This window comes from Syntrophaceae bacterium (assembly GCA_013177795.1).
Taxonomy (GTDB): Bacteria; Desulfobacterota; Syntrophia; order Syntrophales; family UBA2192; genus UBA2192.
Genome location: JABLXY010000003.1, coordinates 107,368 through 124,561, shown reverse-complemented (window position 1 = coordinate 124,561; position 17,194 = coordinate 107,368). Strand labels below are relative to the sequence as shown.

The following is a 17,194-nucleotide window of genomic DNA, read 5'->3' as shown; positions in this document are numbered from 1 at the left end:
AAACAACCGGTTGACAACGTCCCCGGGGCAGGCAACAATCCATCCGGGAGGGGTAACTCTCCTGGGAGCATCTTGATACCTCCTTTCGAGTTTTGGCGAATTCTCCAAAGGCGTATCAGATGCTCTCTGCTTTTTCAAAGAACAGGTAACGCGTATTTTACGCTATCAACTTCCTAACTTCGTGCATTTTCCGTCTATTAGATCATTTTCAATTCAATGTCCAACAGAAATCCGGGAAATGCAAGACTGTCAAGCCTTACCCGGTGTGCCCGAAGCCGCCGTCGCCCCGTTCCGTGGCGGGCAAGCCGGGCTGCGGATCCCACCGGACCCAGCAGACCGGCGCGACGATCATCTGGGCGATCCGGTCCCCCCGCCGGACGACGAAGGGCTCGGCGCCGTGATTGATCAGGATGACGCGGATCTCGCCGCGGTAATCGGCGTCGATGGTGCCCGGCGTGTTCAGGAGGGTCACCCCGTGTTTCAGGGCGAGGCCGCTCCGGGGCCGGATCTGCGCCTCGAAGCCCTCCGGCAGGGCGATGGCGATGCCCGTGGGGACGAGGGCACGCTGACCCGGGGGAAGGACCAGGTCGCCCTGCACGGCGGCCATGAGGTCCATCCCCGCCGCGTGGTCCGTCATGTAGCCCGGAAGGGGAAGGTCCTCCGAACCGTCGACCCGCGTGACGGTGACAGTGATTTGCTCTCTGGCCGGTTTCATCACCCGAATGACCTGTCTATCAAATCACGGCTTGACGCTGCCCGCGCGCGAGGTGACAGGCTCCAGGTGGCAGGCCGGGAAGCGGGAAATCTGTTGCCTGATGCCTGTTGCCTTCTTAGAGTTCGATGTTGTCCGCGGGCATTTCGGCCTCGGTCATGTCGCCGAGGAAAACCATGGACAGGTTGTCCCGCGTGAACATCTGCGCACAGAGGGACAGGATGTCCTCGGCGCTCACGGCCTCGATCCGGCCGACGATCTCCTCGGGCGGCACGTTGCGGCCGAAGTAGATCTCGTTGGTCGCGAGCTTCTGCATCCGGTTGTCGGTGCTCTCCATGCTCAGCAGCAGGTTGCCCTTGATGAGCTCCTTGGCCGACTGCAGCTCCTTGTCCGAGAACGGCTCGGTCTTCATGCGCCGCATCTCGGCGAGGATGATGTCGATGACCTCCCGCGTCTTGTCCTTCGAGGTCCCGACGTAGACGTTGAGCATGCCCGTGTCCCGATAGGAAACGATGTAGGAGCGCACGGCGTAGGCGAGGCCACGCTTCTCGCGGATCTCCTGGAAGAGCCGGGAGCTCATGGACCCGCCGAAGACGGAGTTCATCAGGATCCCCGCGAACCGGGTGTTGTCGAGCGTCGCCGGGGCCGGCGTGCCCACGACGAGGTGGAGCTGCTCGAGGTCCTTCTCGAAGCAGGACAGGCGCGCCGTGGTGCGCGGCGGCTCGTCGGCAGGCTGCTGCCGCAGGGCGGGCAGCGTGCCGAAGAGCTTCGCGACGAGGTCGACCAGCTTCTCGTGTTCCAGGTTCCCCACGGCGGCGATGACCAGGTTGTCCCCCCGGTAGCGCTCCTCGAAGAAGGTCAGGACCTCGCCCCGGTCGAAGGCGTCGACGGAGTCCCTCGTCCCGAGAACGGGCATGCCCAGGGAATGCCCCTCCCAGAAGTGCTTCTCGAAGAGGTCGTGGATGTACTCGTCGGGCGTGTCCTCCACCATGCTGATCTCCTGGAGGACCACCGACTTTTCCTTCTCGATGTCGTCGGGCCCGAACAGGGAGTTGTTGAAGATGTCCGCCAGCAGGTCGATGGCCAGGGGGAGGTGGTAGTCGGGCACCTTGACGTAGAAGGCCGTCAGCTCCTTCCCCGTGAAGGCGTTCATCACGCCCCCGACGGAGTCGATGTCGGAGGCGATGTCGAAGGCCGAGCGCCGGGCCGTCCCCTTGAAGAGCATGTGCTCGATGAAGTGGGCCGTCCCGTTGATCCGCTCGTCCTCGTGACGCGAGCCGCAGCGGACCCATGCGCCGATCGAGACGGAGCGGACGTGGCGGATTTCCTCCGTGATGACCTTGATCCCGTTAGAAAGGACCGTTTTTCGGTACGTCTGCACCCAGGGCATCCTTCCGGCTCAGGCGGATCTTCCCGTTCGAGTCGATCTCGAGGACCTTCACGGGGATCTTGTCGCCTTCCCTGACCACGTCGGTCACCTTGGCGACGCGCTTCGTGTCGAGCTGCGAGATGTGGACGAGCCCCTCGGTGCCGGGCAGGATCTCCACGAAGCAGCCGAAGTCGACGACCTTCTTCACCGTGCCCATGTAGATCTTGCCGATCTCGGCCTCCTCGGTGAGCCATTTCACCATGGCGATGGCCCGGTCGGCGGCCTCGAGGTCGGCCGAGGCGATGAGAACCGTCCCGTCGTCCTCGACGTCGATGGTCACCCCCGTCTCGGCGACGATCTGGCGGATGTTCTTGCCGCCCGTGCCGATGAGGTCGCGGATCCGGTCGGGCCGGATCTTCAGGGTGAGGATCCTCGGGGCGTACGGGGAGAGTTCCTTGCGGGGTTCGGCGATCGTCTCCTTCATCTTGTCGATGATGAAGAACCGTCCCTCCTTGGCCTGCTGGAGCGCCTTGCGCAGGATCTGCTCGTTGATGCCGTCGATCTTGATGTCCATCTGCAGGGCCGTGATGCCCTTCTTGGTGCCGCAGACCTTGAAGTCCATGTCGCCGGCGTGGTCCTCGTCGCCGAGGATGTCGGACAGGACGGCCACGCTGTCGCCCTCCTTGAGCAGGCCCATGGCGATGCCCGCCACGACGTCCTTCACCGGCACGCCCGCGTCCATCAGCGAGAGGCTCCCGCCGCAGACGCTGGCCATGGAGGACGAGCCGTTCGAGGAGAGGATCTCCGAGACGGTGCGGATCGTGTAGGGGAACTCCTCCTGGCTGGGAATGACGGGAAGCAGCGCCCTGCGGGCCAGTGCCCCGTGGCCGACCTCGCGCCGGCCGGGGCTCCCGAGCCGCTTCACCTCGCCGACGCAGTAGGGCGGAAAGTTGTAGTGGAGCATGAAGGAGCGCATCTCCTCGCCCGTGATGTAGTCGAGCCGCTGCTCGTCGGAGGACGTCCCCAGGGTGATCGTCACCAGGGCCTGCGTCTCGCCCCGCGTGAAGAGGGCCGAGCCGTGCGTGCGGGGCAGCAGGCCCACCTCGCACTGGATCGGCCGGATCTCGTCGTAGGCACGGCCGCCGACGCGCCGCTTTTCGGTCAGGATCATGGTCCGCAGAACGCTGCGGTCGATCTTCTCGATGACGTGCTCGACGAGGGGCTTGAGCGACGGGTCGTCCTTGCAGAGGGTCTCGATGGCCTTCTCGCGGACTTCCCGGATCTTTCCGTACCGGTCGAGCTTCTCCGGGATCCGGTACGCCGCCTCGAAGCCCTCCTTCACGAGGTCGGAGATCTTCCGGTAGAGCGCCTCATCGACGACGGGGGGCGTGAAGGGCCGCTTGGCCTTGCCGATGGCCTTCTGCATCTCGTCCTGCAGGTCGATGACGGGGCGCATGGCCTCCAGCGCGAGGTTGATGCCCTGGACGATGTCATCCTCGCTCAGTTCCTGGGCCCCGCCCTCGAGCATGACGAGGTTGACGTCATAGGGCCTGCCGCCCGTCCCCGGGGTCACCTTGCGCCCCGAGATGAACAGGTCGAGGTCGCTGTTTTCCATCGAGGTGGGGTTGGCGACGAGCTTGCCGTCGATCCGGCCGATCCGGACGCCGGCGATGGGCCCGTTGAAGGGGACGTTGGAGATCTGCAGGGCCGCCGAGGCGCCGAGCAGGGCCGCCACGTCCGAGTCGTGCTGCCCGTCCACGGAGAGCACCGTGGCGATGAGCTGGGTCTCGTAATTGTAGCCCTTGGGGAACAGGGGGCGGATGGACCGGTCGATGATCCGGCAGATCAGGATCTCCCGCTCGTTGGGCCGCCCCTCTCGCTTGAAGAACCCGCCCGGGATCTTGCCCGCGGCGAAGGTCATCTCCTGGTAATCGACGGTGAGGGGCAGAAAGTCGAGCCCCTCCCGCTGCGCCCGGGATGAGACGATGGTGACGAGCACGACCGTCTCCCCGTAGGTCACGAGGACGGCGCCGTCAGCCTGGCCTGCGATGTACTGTGCCTTGATGCTGATTTCGCTGCCCGCGAACTGTGTCTTGAAAATCTGACTCATACGCTTTCTATCTCCTTGCTGATGACTCGATTGATGTTGCGCGCGTGCACCCGGCGGAACCCGCAGGGCAGACGGATCCCCTGTCCTGAACGGGCCCGTCCCGATGCTTCGGCCGGGAATGCCGCGGCGGACGCCTGACCCGGGATGCAATCGGGCCGGCGGTTGCGGGCGCCGCCGCCGGCTCTACTTCCTGAGACCGAGCCTTTCGATGATCTTCCGGTAACGGGTCACGTCCTTGTTCTTGAGATACTCCAGCAGCCGCCGGCGCTGCCCGACGAGCTTCAGAAGACCCCGGCGGGAGTGATGATCCTTCTTGTGCGTCTTGAAATGCTCCGTCAGGTACTGGATCCTGGCGCTCAGCAGGGCAACCTGCACCTCGGGAGAGCCCGTGTCGCTCTCGTGGGTCCTGAAGCCGGCAATGATCTCTTTCCTCTTTTCTGCGTCAAGCACGTCCGTTGATCCTCCCTTTGCTCACAAATGATTTGTGTTCGATCCGTTTCATGACTCGGTGAAGACTCTCAGGATGCGGGCCACCCGGTCCCGGGCGCCCAGCATCGGGATATCCTCCGATGCAACGACCATGCGGGCCAGCGCCACGAGGCGCCCGGACCCGCTCGTGAACTTTACCACATCTCCCGCGGCAAGAGAAGGGATTTGCAGCCCCGCCAGGGCCCCGGCGTCGGGCTGGCGGCCCCTCCTGAGCTGCTCCTCCACGTGCGGGGGCACCGGGATGTCCCCCACCCCCGCAAGGGCCCGCCCCGGCGGGATGAGCCCCCGCTCGAGCCGCTCCCGGACGGCGGCGTCGCTTGCGCCCTCCAGGGAAACGGCGTCTTCCAGCCGAAACCTGCCGCTGGCCGTCCGGCGCAGGCTCTCCAGGGCGGCCCCGCAGCCGAGCCTCTCGCCCATGTCGGCGCACAGCGTCCGGACGTAGGTGCCCTTGGAACAGGTCACGTCGAACCGCACCCGGGGCATCTCGACCGCGCGCAGGCGGATCGCCCGGATCTCGACCTGCCGCGCGGGGGGCACCAGGTGCACGCCCTTGCGCGCCCACTTGTAGAGCGCCCGGCCCCGGACCTTGACGGCCGAGTACTGCGGCGGCACCTGGGTGACGGTTCCCGCAAAGCCCTCGAGCACGGCCCGGATCTCCGCCTCCGTCACCCGGGGCTCCTGCTCCCCGAGCACACGCCCGGTCATGTCCTGGGTGTCCGTCCGGACGCCCAGGCGCATCGTGACCTCGTAGACCTTGTCGTCTGCCGCGAGGAAGGCGGCCAGTTTCGTCGCCTCGCCGACGCAGACGGGGAGCACGCCGGTGGCCATCGGGTCGAGGGTGCCCGTGTGGCCCGCCTTCTTTTCTCCCAGGATCCTCCGCACGCGGTCGACGGCGTCATGGGAGGTGATCCCCGCGGGCTTGTCGACGACGACGACGCCGTTCATCGGCCACCGTTCTTGATCGCGTCGAAGAGCCGCTTCTTGACCGTCTCCGCGTCACCCTCGATCCGGCAGGCCGCGGCGTTGATGTGGCCGCCGCCCCCGAATTTCCGGGCCACCTCCTCGACGTTGAACCGCCCCTTGGAGCGCAGGCTGACCTTGTAGAGCCCTTCGCCGATCTCGCTCAGGAAGGCGGCCACCTGCACGCCCTCGATGGAGCGGGGGTACTCGACGAAGCCCTCCGTGTGCTCCCACTCGGCGCCCGCCTCGTCGAGCATGCTCTTCGATACCGTGAGGGCCGCGATCCGCCCCTGCCAGTCGAACTCGAGGGTGGTCAGGGCCCGGGCCAGCAGCCGGATCTTCACCGCCGGGTAGGTCTCGTAGACCTTCTGGGCGACCCAGGCCGGGTCGGCCCCCTTCTCGAGGAGCCGGCCGGCGGCGGCGAAGGTTCCCGGTCCCGTGTTCGAGTACCGGAAGGCCCCCGTGTCGGTCAGGATCGCCGTGTAGAGGTTGACCGCCATGTCCTTCGTGATCTCGAGGCCCATTGCGTCGAGGAGCCGGAAGACCATCTCGCCCGTGGAGCTCGCCTCGGGGTCCGTGAGCGTCAGGTGGCCGTACCGGTCGTTCGAGATGTGGTGATCGATGTTGACGATCTGCCGGATCCCGGCGATCCGCGGCGCCTCGTCGCCCACGCGCTCGATCTCGCTGCAGTCGAGGATGAAGACGGCGTCAAAGCCGTCCACGGGGCCCAGCCGGTTCACGATGACCTCCGCATCGGGCAGGAAGGCGTACATCTGCGGCGTGCGGTCCTGGTTGTAGACGACGGCCTCCTTGCCCAGGCCCCGGAGCGCCTCGTAGAGGGCGAGCTCCGATCCCACGGCGTCCCCGTCGAGCCTCACGTGGGAGGTCACGAGAAAGCGGCGGCCCCTCCTGATGATGTCAGCGATCGATTGGATCATCCGGTTCTTCTTTCCTGATCGCCTTGAGCAGCTTCTCGATCCTCGAGCCGTACTCGAACGAGGAATCGTAGAAGAAGCTCAGCTCCGGGACGTATCGGAGCTGCAGGCGCCTGCCGAGCTCGCGCCGGACGAAGCCCCTGGCCTTCGAGAGGCCCTGCCCGACCTCGTCGCTCATGCGGTCCTTGCCGAGTTCGACGACGTAGATGCGGGCCGAGCGGAGGTCGTCCGTGAGCCGGACATCCGTCACGGTGATGTTGGCGATCCGCGGGTCGTGGGCCTCGCGGCGGAGAATCTCGGCGAGTTCCTGCTTGATGAGGTCCGCGACCCGGTCAGCTCTCTTGTAATCCATCGGGCAGCGCCCCCCCGTCGTACCGGCCCGTCATGTCGGAGTAGTTCGTGATCTCCCTGCGCACGTTGACGACTTCCGCCAGGCGGAGGTTCTCGACGAAGTGCAGGACCCTCTCCATCTTCGAGTCGACGAAGACCCGGTCGTTGCCCACGACGGCAAAGCCGATGATCCCCCGCTTCCAGTTGTCGTGCCCGTCGACCTCGGCGATCGAGATGTTGAACTCGTTCTGCGTGCGGCGGATCAGGCTCTTCATCACGCCCCGCTTCTCCTTCAGGGAGCGGCTCTCGTGGATGTGCACCTCGATGGTCCCGACGCCGACTACCATACCGACCATGCATCCCTGCGGCCCGTCCGGTCCGGACCGGCCTTCCGTCCCCTCGTCTCCCGACGGAAGAGACGGGACGGACCTATTGGAGTTTCCTCTCGATTTGCTCCGTGATGTACGCCTCGATCACGTCCCCCACGCGGATGTCGTTGTAGCCCTCGATGCCGAGGCCGCACTCCATCCCGGCGGCCACTTCCTTCGCATCGTCCTTGAAGCGCTTGAGCGAGGCGATCTTGCCGTCGTAGACGACCACCCCGTCGCGCACGAGCTTCACGCTGGCGCTGCGCGGGATCTTGCCGTCGGTCACGTAGCAGCCCGCCACGGTGCCCACCTTGACGATGCGGAAGGTCTCGCGGACCTCGGCGCGGCCCTGGACGACCTCCCGGAACTCGGGCTCCAGCAGGCCCTCCATGGCGGCCCGCACGTCGTTGATGGCGTTGTAGATCACGTCGTAGAGCTTGATCTCGACGCCCTCCTTGCCGGCGATCTCGACGACGCGCGCATCGGGCCTCACCTTGAAGCCCAGGATGATCGCGTCGGAGGCCGACGCGAGCATGACGTCCGTCTCGGTGACGGCGCCCGTGGAGCTGTGGATGATCTTCAGCTTGATCTCGTCGGTGGAGAGCTTGTTGAGCGCCTCGGTCAGGGCCTCGAGCGACCCCTGGACATCGGCCTTCAGGATCACGTTGAGCTCCTTGGCGCCCTCCTTGATCCGCTGGTAGAGCTGCTCCAGGGTGATCTTGGAGGTGGCGGCCAGCTCCTTTTCGCGCTCCTTGCGGATCCAGTACTCGCTGATGCTCTTGGCCTTCTTTTCATCCTCGACGCCGATGAACTCCGAGCCTGCCTGCGGGACGCTGGAGAACCCGATGACCTCCACGGGCATGGAGGGGCCCGCCTCCTTGACGCGCTGCCCCTGGTCGTTGATCATGGCGCGCACGCGGCCCCACTCCGTCTTCGCGGAGAAGGCGTCGCCCTCGCGCAGCGTCCCCTCCTGGATGAGCACCGTCGCCACCGGGCCGCGGCCCCTGTCGAGCTTGGCCTCGATGATGATGCCGCGGGCCGGGCGGTCCGGGTCGGCCTTCAGCTCGAGCACGTCGGCCTGCAGGAGGATGAGCTCGAGCAGGTTCTCGATGCCGATCTTCTTCTTCGCGGAGATGTCGGCGAAGAGCGTATCGCCCCCCCAGTCCTCGGGCACGAGGCCGTGCTGTGCGAGCTCCTGCTTGATCCGGTCCGGGGTGGCGTTGGGCTTGTCGATCTTGTTGACGGCCACGATGATCGGGACTCCGGCCGACCGCGAGTGGTTGATGGCCTCCACGGTCTGCTCCATGACGCCGTCGTCGGCCGCCACGACGAGGACGACGATGTCCGTCACCTTCGCCCCGCGGGCGCGCATGGCCGTGAAGGCCTCGTGGCCCGGCGTGTCGAGGAAGACGATGTCGCGGTCCTTGACGCGGACGTGGTAGGCGCCGATGGCCTGCGTGATGCCGCCGGCCTCGCCGTCGATGACGTTGGTCTGCCGGATGGCGTCGAGCAGCGAGGTCTTGCCGTGGTCGACGTGACCCATGACGGTGACGACGGGCGCGCGGGGCTTCAGGTTCCGGGGCTCGGCCTCGACCCGCTGCATCAGCTCGTCGTACTCGGCCGTGACGGCCTCGACCTGGTAGCCGAACTCGGCGGCGATCAGGGTGGCCGCATCGACGTCGATGGCCTGGTTGATGGTGACCATCATGCCCAGGCCGAGCAGCTTGTTGATGACGTCGCTGGCGCGCACGCCCATCTGCTTGGCGAGCTCGCCGACGCGGATGGCCTCGGCAATCCGGATCCGCCGCTTGATCGCCTTGGGCGTCGTGATCTCCGTCTTCTTCATCTTGACGACGGCCGCCTTGCGTTCGCCCTTCCAGCGGGGGGATTCCTCCTCCTCGATCTCCCGGAGCCGGACCCGCTTGTCCTTCTTGTCGATGACCTGCTTGATCATCGTCTTCTTCTTGGCGGCCACGGAATCCATGACCACCTCGACGGCCTTCTTGCCTTTCTTGTCGGCGCCCGGCGCGGCACCCCTCGCCTCCGCGCCTGCCGGCGTGGCGGCCTGGCCGCGCGGATGGACCGGCGCGGGACCTGCGGGTTTGCGGATCTGGGCCTGCGGGGTGACCGCGGCCGGGGGCCTCGGGCCTTCCCTCCTCTCGGCGGGCTCGGGCCGGCGGATGATCTGCGCCTGGCGGGAAAGGTCGGGCTCCTTTTTCACGGGGGGCTCGGGCTTTGCGGGGGCCTTCTCGGCCTCGGGCGCCGCCGCGGCGGCCGGGGGCTCCTCCGCCCGGGGCTCGGCGGGCTTTTCCGCTTCAGCGGCTGGTTCGGGCTGTTCGACCTTCTTTTCCTTCTCCGGCGGGGCGGCCTCGGGCTTCTCGGCCGGCTCCGCCTTCTCCACCGGCTCGGCCGGCGCCGCGGGGGCTGCGGCCTCGGCGGCCTCCTCGGCCGGCAGGCGGACGGCCCGCCTGCGGATGACCGTCGACTTGACCCGCTTCTCGACGACCTCCTTCTCGCCCTTGGCGGCGAACTCGCGGCGGACCCGCTCGACCTCGCTGTCCTCGAGAGTGCTGGAGTGGGACTTGACGGCGATGCCAAGGGTCTTGAGCCTCGCGATGAACTCCTTGTTCTCGACCCCGAACTCCTTGGCCAGTTCGTAAACTCTCATCTTGGACATGCTCGAAACCCCCGAAAAGTATGGTTCAGCCCGGGCTTGAGGCCTTTCTCAAGGCTCAGGCGGCACCCCCCGCATCCTTCTCCACGACCTGCGCGGCCCTCTCGACGATGCCCTGCGCCTTCTCGGCGTCCATCCCCGGGATGGCCTTCAGGGCCTCGGGGTCCGCCGACGACAGGGCGGCGACGCTCTTGTAGCCTTCCTTGAAGAGGAGCTCCGCTGTTGCCTCGTCGAGGTCGGGGACCTTCATGAGGCTCTTGGGCCCCTCCTCGGCCTGCTTCTGGAGCATCGACTCGTTCTTCACGTCGATCTTCCAGCCCGTGAGCCGCACGGCGAGCCGGACGTTCTGGCCGCTCTTGCCGATGGCGAGCGAGAGCTGGTCGTCGGGCACGATGACCTCCATGGACCGCTCGTCCTCGTACATGAAGACCTTGCTCACCTTGGCGGGCGAGAGGGCCGAGCAGATGTACTTCACGGCGTCCTCCGAGTAGGGGACGATGTCGATCTTCTCGCCCTTGAGCTCCTGGACGACGCTCTGCACGCGGGAGCCCCGCATCCCCACGCAGGCCCCGACGGGGTCGATGTCCTTGTCGAGGGTCCGGACGGAGATCTTGGAGCGGTTGCCGGGCTCGCGGGCCACGTTGACGATCTCGATGAAGCCCTCGGAGATCTCCGGCACCTCGAGCTCGAACAGGGCGCGCAGGAACCCGGGGTGGGTGCGGGACAGGACGATCTGGGGGCCCTTGGAGATCTTCTTGACGTCCACGATGAAGGCCCGGATCCGGTCGCCGCGCTTGTAGGTCTCGCGGTGGATCTGCTCCGAGGGGGGGATGACGGCCTCGGCGCGGCCGAGGTTCACGATGATGCTGCCGCCCTCGAAGCGCTGGACGAAGCCGCTGACGATCTGGCCCTTCTTGTCCTTGTACTCGTCGTAGATCTTGTCGCGCTCGGCGTCCTTGACCTTCTGGATGATGATCTGCTTGGCCGTCTGCACGGCGATGCGGCCGAAGCTGGCCGCGTCGATCTTCATGCCCAGGCTGTCGCCCGGCTCGGCCTCCTCGTCGAGGTCCCGCCTTGCCTCCTCGAGGCTGATCTGCGTCTCGGGGTCCAGCACCTTCTCCACGACCGTCTTGAACTGGAACACCTCCAGCTCTCCCGCCTCCTCGTTGTACTTGGACTCGAGTTCCACCTTCGGCCCCAGCTTCTTGCGGGCCGCGGTGAGGATGGCCGACTCCAGGGCTTCGATGATGACCTCCTTCTCGATCCCCTTGTCCTTGCCCATCTGCTCGATGAGACGTTTCAACTCCGGAAACATGCGTGACCTCCTGGTTCCAATACGGCACAGGGCTGAGGGCTAAAGGCGGATGGCGTGGAACGTTCTTCGCCTGTCACCTTTTGCCTTTTGCCTTTTGCCCTTTGCCGGACAGTTCGTATTCAAGATTCGCCTTCTGGATGTTCTCCCGGTCGATCCGGACGGATCGGCCGTCCACGTCGAGGGTCACGACCCTGCGCCCGCCCTCCGTCGCGTAGTCGACGCAGGTGCCCAGGAAATTCCGCGAGCCGTCGATGGGCTCCCGCGTCCGGATGCGGACCCTCGAGCCGCGGTACCTCTCGAAATCCTTGTCGCGGGTCAGCGGCCGGTCGAGCCCCGGCGTCGAGACCTCCAGCGTGTAGGGCCCCGGCGGCAGATCGTGCACGTTGAGCAGGTCGCCCAGCTGGTGGCTGAGGGCCGTGCAGTCATCGAGGGTCGCCCCGCCCTCGCGGTCGATGAAGATCCGCACGAGCCACCGGGTCTTCATCCGCAGGCACTCGAGCTCCACGAGCTCGAGCCCCTCGGACTCGAGGACGGGCTCGACGAGCCCGATCATCCTCTCGCGGTATGAGGAATGAACATCCTGCATAATGCTTGCGGCAAAGGGCCTGGGCCAAGAGCCCTTTTCCCTCGAGCCTGTGGCCTTTTGCCTGTCTTTAAAATAAAAAAGTGGGCAAAGGGGCCCACTCGAATAGGAACCATTCGAATTTCGGGTGCTTTTCTAGCACAGAAAAAGCGCCGATGCAAGCAAAAAAACAGGGCGCGGGGAGACGATTTACCGGTCAGCCCCCGGGGTGTGCGCGGCGATGGCCCCGCGCAGCGCGCGGCCCAGGGCGTCGATGCGCCCCTCGTCCAGGGTGCCCGTGCGCTCGTCCATGTAGACCTTGGCGATCTCCGTGGGCAGCACCAGGATGCGGGGGTCCCACCCCGTCAGGCGGCGGCAGAGCTCACCCTCCCCCGTGAACACCCTGTTTTCTTCCACCGTCGCGGGGATGCCCGGGACTTCGATCCGGGCAAGCTCGCGCAGCCACGCGTCGATCCGGTCTCCCCACCGCCGCCGGTCGAGCAGCGCCGTCCCGAGATTGAACAGGGGGGGATTCCGGATCCCCTTTTCGATTTGGCGGGAGAGGTTGTAGGAGTGGATGTCGTAGACGACGCACTGGCCGAAGCGCTCCAGCAGGACACGGATGCAGCTGCCGATGAACCGGTAGAATGCCTCGTGCTTTTCCAGGGAGCGGCGCACCATGGCCTCGGGCAGGGGGGCGCTGTAGACCTGCACGCCCCAGAACTGCTCGGCCGTCAGCGGCACGGCCCGCTCCGGGGGACGGTTCAGATCGTACTCGGCCCTCGAATCCAGTCCCCAGACGGCGTTGGCGCTGCCCCGGATCATGCGGTCCGTTGCCGGGTCCTCCTCGAAGAGGCGGTCCTGTTCCGGGATCCGCACCAGGGGCAGCAATTCCTCGCGGACCTTGTGACCGGCATGGACGGCCACGGCGAGGGCGGGGGCCGACAGGTCCAGGTCGAAGGCAAAGCCGCCCTCGGGCCCCTCCCCCTGCACGCGTGTTGCGCTCCGGAGCCGCTCGACGATCTCGGGGTCGAAGGGAACGCGCATGGCTCTATCCCGCTTCCGCTCCTCTTCTCTCAACGAAGCCCGTGCCGCTCCAGGGCGGAGTGGACGATCAGGTGGAGCATGTTGCGGTACTCCTCCATGGGCCCGCCCGGGGAGGGGTGGTAGAGCGAGTAGATCTGCGGGCTCCAGCTCTTCACGGGCTTGAGCCCCGGGATGCCGTTGACCTCCATCACACGCAGGCGCCCCTGCGCGTCGACGCGCATGTCGACCCGCACGTGGTCCCAGCACTTCAGGGCGTCGGTGGCCTTCTTCGTCAGCTCCCGGGCCTCCTGGGCCCTTTGCTTGTCCGTGGGGATGCTGATCTTCGTCAGCCCCACCCCCCGAAGATCGCTTCGCAGGATCTGATGCCTGCCGAAGTGGGACCTGTCTACGGTGACGAGGCCGGGGAGGATCTCCTGCAGCCTGCCGTTTCCGAGCATGAGGACCGTGTACTCCTCGCCCGGCAGGAACTCCTCGACGAGCGCGGCCTGCTCGAGCTTCTCGTGGACGTATCGGATGCGCTTCGCCAGCTCCTCGGGATTGTGGACGACGCTGTCGTCGCTGATCCCGACGGAGCGGGACTCGCAGTTGGGCTTGACGAAGGCGGGGAAGGACACCTCCGGCAGCGCGTCGCCGGGGGACACCAGGGCGAAGGCCGGGACGAGCACGCCGTTTTCGTGCATGATCCGGTGCGTCTCGTATTTCTGGATCAGGTCCTTCATGGTCTGCGCGTTGGGGCCGATGTACGGGATGCCCCTCTCGTCGAGCATGTCGGCGACCCACTCGTTGTCCGCACCGAGGCCGATGATGTCCTCGCGCTGCGAGATGTAGTACAGGGCGCTCCAGACGATGTCGTAGCGGCGGCTCGAGAGGGCCTGCAGGAACTCCTCCGTCGTCGTCACGTAGGCGATCTCCGCCGCCAGGTCGCCCGAGTTGAGCGTCTCGCACATCGTCTGGGTCACCTTCATGTCGCCCCAGCCCTGGGCATCCCCGCCGGGGCCCGTCACGATCAGCACCTTCCGCATGCAGGTCTCTCCTCCACGTCAGAATGTAAACAGTTCCGGGTCGTGCCGGTATGTTCTCAATGCGTGCGCCGTCAGGGGCGACGCCGCCTCCAGCAGGCGCGCGATCGCCCCGATCTTCTCCCCGCTCCAGGCGATCCGCGAGACGACCTGCAGGTCGATGCGGACCTCCCCCCCGCCCCGGGCGGGAAATTCGGCAAGCACCCCCTCGCTCATCGCCCGGTTGGGGTCGAGGATCTCGACGGGGCCTTCGAAGCGGGCCTGCAGGGCCTCCTCGAAGAGGCGCCGGCTGTACCCGTAGTGCGTGCAGCACAGGGCGGCCGCCACGGGCAGGCGCCTGTCCGTGATTCTCCCTGCGGCCTGTCCCACGCAGTCCTCGATCATGGCCCGGACGGTTGCGCCCTCGGGCGCCTTTTCGATCTCCCCGGCGAGCCGGTCGCAGGGCTGGCAGACGATGCGGCCCGGGTCGATGCCCCGGTCGACGAGGCGCGCCCGGTGGGTGCCCGCCTCGACGGTGGTCGGCGTGCCGAGGAGGATGACGCGGCCCTCCGCCCGTGCGCTCAGGTACGCGTGCATCAGATCGACGGCGAACCCGATGATGTCCGTCACCGGCACGGGGGCCCGCCGGCTGAAGGGTGTGTCGGGATAGAGCGCCGAGAGGGTGTTGCAGGCAATCAGGATCCGGTCGGGCCCGAAGCGCAGCATGGCCGAGAGGGCCCGGTCAAAGACGCGGATGCGCTCGGCCATCCCGGGCAGGCGGTTGTAGCCGCGGTCCTGTTCCGGCCAGGCGTTGAAGTAGGTCAGGGACACGGAGCGGCCCCCCCCTTTCGCCTGCAGGCCCCTGACGATGTCCGCGCAAATCGAGAGGCCGCCCATGCCCGAGTCGGCGATGAGCAGCGAAAGATGCTCTTTCGTCGCAACGGCGCTCATCTCACCGCGCTCCCCGCGCAGGCCGCTTCCGGGTGAGCCACTCGACGGCCAGGTCGTAGGCCCACTGGGGCGCTTCGTCGATGCTCCCCTCCATGATCCGCGTCATCGCGTCGACCCAGAGCTCCCGGTGCTGCATGGTTGCGATGCGGTTGCGCATCATGGCTGCGCCCTTGGCGGGCTCCTGATCCATCCGGGCCAAGATCATCGCGATCTCGTCGCGGAAGCCCTTGATGCCGTAATATCGCAGATACCCGTGCCAGGCATCGGCTATGCCGTTCCGCTCCGCGAGCGGCAGCGTGACCTTTTTCAGGGCTTCGAAGAACCCCGCCGATTCAGCGCCCCGGAGCAGCCGGAGACTATCGGGCCCGATGTCGTAGGGAACGATCTCGATGTGCGAGAGCCCCTCCCGCGCAACACCGGCCTTCACCAGGTATCCCAGCTTGCGGTAGAGCAGGTCCGTCTCCTGCCAGAAGACGAAGTTCCCCAGGCTGTAGCAGACGGGCACGCCGCCTGCGAACTGGATCCCCTGCGGGACGTGGGCGTGATGGCAGACGATGAGATCGGCCCCGGCCGAGGCGATGCGGCCGAAGGCCGCCGCAAGATAGGGCGGCGGGAAGGGGATGTACTCGACCCCGCCGTGGCAGACGACCAGGACGATGTCCACGCCGGGCCGGACGGCGCGGACGCTCTCCGTGACGGCGCCGATGTCCCACCCGAAGACGCCGGGGCCCGAGACGGCGGCCGTCAGGTCCTCGCCCTCGCTGAAGTTGACGATCCCGATGCGGATCCCCCTCACCTCGAGGACGAGGGGCCGGCAGGCCTCCTCGGGGGACATGCCCGCCCCGACGGTGCGGATGGAGTGCCGTTCGAGCAGTTCCAGGGTTTGCCTGAAGGCTTCCGGCCCGTAATCGAAGACGTGATTGTTCGCAAGCGTGACGGCCTCGAAGGGGACCGACGTCAGCCCGCGGATGTGCTCCGGGCGGCCCTTGAAGACGGAGCCGCTCTTCCAGACCGGGGCGGCGTCCCCCGAGAGCGCGCACTCCAGGTTGACGATGCGCAGGTCGCACCGGCGAAGAACCGGCATCAGGTCGCCGTAGACCGCCTCGGGCGTCTCTGCGACGATCCCGTCGAAGGCGCGGATGGGGGCCCAGTCCGAGGCGATGATGATCTCGGCCCGGGCCTGCGGGACCGCGGCGTTCTCCCATCGGCCCCTGCCCCAGTCAAAGCCTCCCAGCCCTGCCCGTTCCATCCTCTCGATCCCCGATCTTGGTCAACCCGACCCTGCCTCTGCGAGAAGGGCCTCGATCCGGGCGTCCTTCTCCTGCCACAGCTGCTGCACCCACCGGTGCATGGCCTCCCGGAAGGAAGGGTCGCCCTCGTAGTCGCCGCGCATCAGCTCCCGCGGGATTTCGATGGTTCTCATGCGCACGATGATGCGCCTGAGCCTGCCGCACATGAACTCCCAGAAGGTCGGGATCCCGTCGGGGTAGACGATGGTCATGTCCAGCAGGGAGTGAAACTTGTCGCCCAGCGCGTTGAGGGCCAGGGCGAGCCCCCCGGCCTTGGGGCGCAAGAGGTGTTTGTACTCGCTCTGCTGCCGCTCGTGCTTGGCCTTCGTGAAGCGCGTCCCCTCGAGGAAATTCATGACGCTCGTGGAGACGGTGGCGAATTTCGCGCAGGCCCGGCGCGTGGCGTCGTAATCCTTGCCCCGCTGCTCGGGGTGCTTTTCCAGGTACGCGGCGCTGTGGCGGTACAGGAACGGGTAATCCAGAGCCCACCAGGCGAATCCCATCAGCGGCACCCTGATCAGCTCCCGCTTGATGAAGAACTTCAGCAGGGGGATGCGGCGGTTGAGCAGGTGCTGCATCACGAAGATGTCCACCCAGCTCTGGTGGTTGCTGACGACCAGGTACCACCCGTGATAGTTCAGGCCCTCCAGCCCCTGCACGTCCCACTTCGTTTTTTGCGTCAGGCGCATCCAGGCGCTGTTGCAGGCGATCCAGTTCTCCCCGATCCAGTGGAGGACCCGGTTCAGCGCCCGGGTCAGGGGCGGGTACGGCAGGAGGAATTTCGGGACGGCGAAGACGAACAGGACGGTCACCCACACCAACACGTTGAGGGCCAGGAGAAATGCCGCGATGGCTCCCACCAGATAGGACGGAAGAAAATTCAGCATGATGCCGTTCCTGTCGGACGTGTCGCCGCCCGGGGCCGCCACACGCCTTGTCACAAAGAAAAAGGGCCAAGCCGAGTCGCTTAACCCTTTGAATGCTCTGGAGCGGGCGATGGGAATCGAACCCACGACGTTCAGCTTGGGAAGCTGACATTCTGCCTCTGAATTACGCCCGCTCTTGAAGGGAAACAACCGATTTTG

16 protein-coding genes and 1 tRNA gene are annotated in these 17,194 nt (G+C 66.4%); all 17 read right to left on the bottom strand.

From position 1 onward, the window contains the following. Positions 1-256: 256 nt before the first annotated feature. The 17 genes from dut to HPY67_10415 all read right to left on the bottom strand — a co-directional run bounded on the left by dut (position 257) and on the right by HPY67_10415 (position 17,169). On the bottom strand, positions 257-715 hold the full coding sequence (dut, locus tag HPY67_10495) for a dUTP diphosphatase (protein ID NPV05147.1): 459 nt from the start codon (positions 713-715) through the stop codon (positions 257-259). Between the two features lie 115 nt (positions 716-830). Then, positions 831-2,102 (bottom strand): insulinase family protein, encoded by a 1,272-nt coding sequence (locus HPY67_10490; GenBank protein ID NPV05146.1) that lies wholly within the window; start codon positions 2,100-2,102, stop codon positions 831-833. Beyond that, positions 2,062-4,191 carry a polyribonucleotide nucleotidyltransferase gene (locus HPY67_10485; protein NPV05145.1) on the bottom strand — a complete coding sequence of 710 codons (2,130 nt, stop codon included), beginning with the start codon at positions 4,189-4,191 and terminating at the stop codon, positions 2,062-2,064. The genes HPY67_10490 and HPY67_10485 overlap by 41 nt, the downstream gene beginning before the upstream one ends. 183 nt (positions 4,192-4,374) lie before the next feature. Beyond that, entirely contained in the window at positions 4,375-4,641 is a 267-nt protein-coding gene (gene rpsO, locus HPY67_10480; protein NPV05144.1) for a 30S ribosomal protein S15, read from the bottom strand. Positions 4,642-4,689: 48 nt separating this feature from the next. Then, on the bottom strand, positions 4,690-5,625 hold the full coding sequence (truB, locus tag HPY67_10475; protein ID NPV05143.1) for a tRNA pseudouridine(55) synthase TruB: 936 nt from the start codon (positions 5,623-5,625) through the stop codon (positions 4,690-4,692). Further along, a complete protein-coding gene (locus HPY67_10470) occupies positions 5,622-6,578 on the bottom strand; it encodes a bifunctional oligoribonuclease/PAP phosphatase NrnA (protein NPV05142.1) in 957 nt (318 codons plus the stop codon). Before HPY67_10470 ends, truB begins: the two co-directional genes overlap by 4 nt. After that, positions 6,559-6,927, bottom strand: coding sequence for a 30S ribosome-binding factor RbfA (gene rbfA, locus HPY67_10465; protein NPV05141.1), 369 nt, complete (start codon positions 6,925-6,927; stop codon positions 6,559-6,561). Before rbfA ends, HPY67_10470 begins: the two co-directional genes overlap by 20 nt. Beyond that, entirely contained in the window at positions 6,908-7,252 is a 345-nt protein-coding gene (locus HPY67_10460; protein ID NPV05140.1) for a DUF503 domain-containing protein, read from the bottom strand. Before HPY67_10460 ends, rbfA begins: the two co-directional genes overlap by 20 nt. Before the next feature lie 82 nt (positions 7,253-7,334). Next, positions 7,335-9,950: a translation initiation factor IF-2 gene (gene infB, locus HPY67_10455; GenBank protein NPV05139.1), complete on the bottom strand. Its 2,616-nt coding sequence runs from the start codon at positions 9,948-9,950 to the stop codon at positions 7,335-7,337. Positions 9,951-10,005: 55 nt separating this feature from the next. Continuing rightward, positions 10,006-11,262, bottom strand: coding sequence for a transcription termination/antitermination protein NusA (nusA, locus tag HPY67_10450; protein NPV05138.1), 1,257 nt, complete (start codon positions 11,260-11,262; stop codon positions 10,006-10,008). A 73-nt stretch (positions 11,263-11,335) separates the two neighbouring features. Continuing rightward, positions 11,336-11,848, bottom strand: a complete 513-nt coding sequence (locus tag HPY67_10445; GenBank protein NPV05137.1) for a ribosome maturation factor RimP — start codon at positions 11,846-11,848, stop codon at positions 11,336-11,338. Positions 11,849-12,034: 186 nt separating this feature from the next. After that, positions 12,035-12,871: an N-formylglutamate amidohydrolase gene (locus HPY67_10440; GenBank protein NPV05136.1), complete on the bottom strand. Its 837-nt coding sequence runs from the start codon at positions 12,869-12,871 to the stop codon at positions 12,035-12,037. Positions 12,872-12,900: 29 nt separating this feature from the next. Next, positions 12,901-13,893: a hypothetical protein gene (locus HPY67_10435; GenBank protein NPV05135.1), complete on the bottom strand. Its 993-nt coding sequence runs from the start codon at positions 13,891-13,893 to the stop codon at positions 12,901-12,903. 18 nt (positions 13,894-13,911) lie between these two features. Beyond that, a complete protein-coding gene (locus HPY67_10430; protein NPV05134.1) occupies positions 13,912-14,820 on the bottom strand; it encodes a hypothetical protein in 909 nt (302 codons plus the stop codon). A gap of 1 nt (position 14,821) precedes the next feature. Continuing rightward, positions 14,822-16,069, bottom strand: a complete 1,248-nt coding sequence (locus HPY67_10425) for a CapA family protein (GenBank protein ID NPV05133.1) — start codon at positions 16,067-16,069, stop codon at positions 14,822-14,824. Between the two features lie 21 nt (positions 16,070-16,090). Further along, positions 16,091-16,996, bottom strand: a complete 906-nt coding sequence (locus HPY67_10420) for an acyltransferase (protein NPV05132.1) — start codon at positions 16,994-16,996, stop codon at positions 16,091-16,093. 98 nt (positions 16,997-17,094) lie between these two features. Beyond that, positions 17,095-17,169, bottom strand: a tRNA-Gly gene (locus HPY67_10415). Positions 17,170-17,194: the final 25 nt, after the last annotated feature.

What these genes read in the sequence shown, in the direction of transcription:
- HPY67_10420 (NPV05132.1), bottom strand. Translation starts at nt 16,996, where the DNA reads ATGCTGAATTTTCTTCCGTCCTATCTGGTGGGAGCCATCGCGGCATTT.
- dut (NPV05147.1), bottom strand. Translation starts at nt 715, where the DNA reads ATGAAACCGGCCAGAGAGCAAATCACTGTCACCGTCACGCGGGTCGAC.
- HPY67_10485 (NPV05145.1), bottom strand. Translation starts at nt 4,191, where the DNA reads ATGAGTCAGATTTTCAAGACACAGTTCGCGGGCAGCGAAATCAGCATC.
- truB (NPV05143.1), bottom strand. Translation starts at nt 5,625, where the DNA reads ATGAACGGCGTCGTCGTCGTCGACAAGCCCGCGGGGATCACCTCCCAT.
- HPY67_10445 (NPV05137.1), bottom strand. Translation starts at nt 11,848, where the DNA reads ATGCAGGATGTTCATTCCTCATACCGCGAGAGGATGATCGGGCTCGTC.
- HPY67_10435 (NPV05135.1), bottom strand. Translation starts at nt 13,893, where the DNA reads ATGCGGAAGGTGCTGATCGTGACGGGCCCCGGCGGGGATGCCCAGGGC.
- infB (NPV05139.1), bottom strand. Translation starts at nt 9,950, where the DNA reads ATGTCCAAGATGAGAGTTTACGAACTGGCCAAGGAGTTCGGGGTCGAG.
- rbfA (NPV05141.1), bottom strand. Translation starts at nt 6,927, where the DNA reads ATGGATTACAAGAGAGCTGACCGGGTCGCGGACCTCATCAAGCAGGAA.
- nusA (NPV05138.1), bottom strand. Translation starts at nt 11,262, where the DNA reads ATGTTTCCGGAGTTGAAACGTCTCATCGAGCAGATGGGCAAGGACAAG.
- HPY67_10440 (NPV05136.1), bottom strand. Translation starts at nt 12,871, where the DNA reads ATGCGCGTTCCCTTCGACCCCGAGATCGTCGAGCGGCTCCGGAGCGCA.
- HPY67_10430 (NPV05134.1), bottom strand. Translation starts at nt 14,820, where the DNA reads ATGAGCGCCGTTGCGACGAAAGAGCATCTTTCGCTGCTCATCGCCGAC.
- HPY67_10490 (NPV05146.1), bottom strand. Translation starts at nt 2,102, where the DNA reads ATGCCCTGGGTGCAGACGTACCGAAAAACGGTCCTTTCTAACGGGATC.
- HPY67_10425 (NPV05133.1), bottom strand. Translation starts at nt 16,069, where the DNA reads ATGGAACGGGCAGGGCTGGGAGGCTTTGACTGGGGCAGGGGCCGATGG.
- HPY67_10460 (NPV05140.1), bottom strand. Translation starts at nt 7,252, where the DNA reads ATGGTAGTCGGCGTCGGGACCATCGAGGTGCACATCCACGAGAGCCGC.
- HPY67_10470 (NPV05142.1), bottom strand. Translation starts at nt 6,578, where the DNA reads ATGATCCAATCGATCGCTGACATCATCAGGAGGGGCCGCCGCTTTCTC.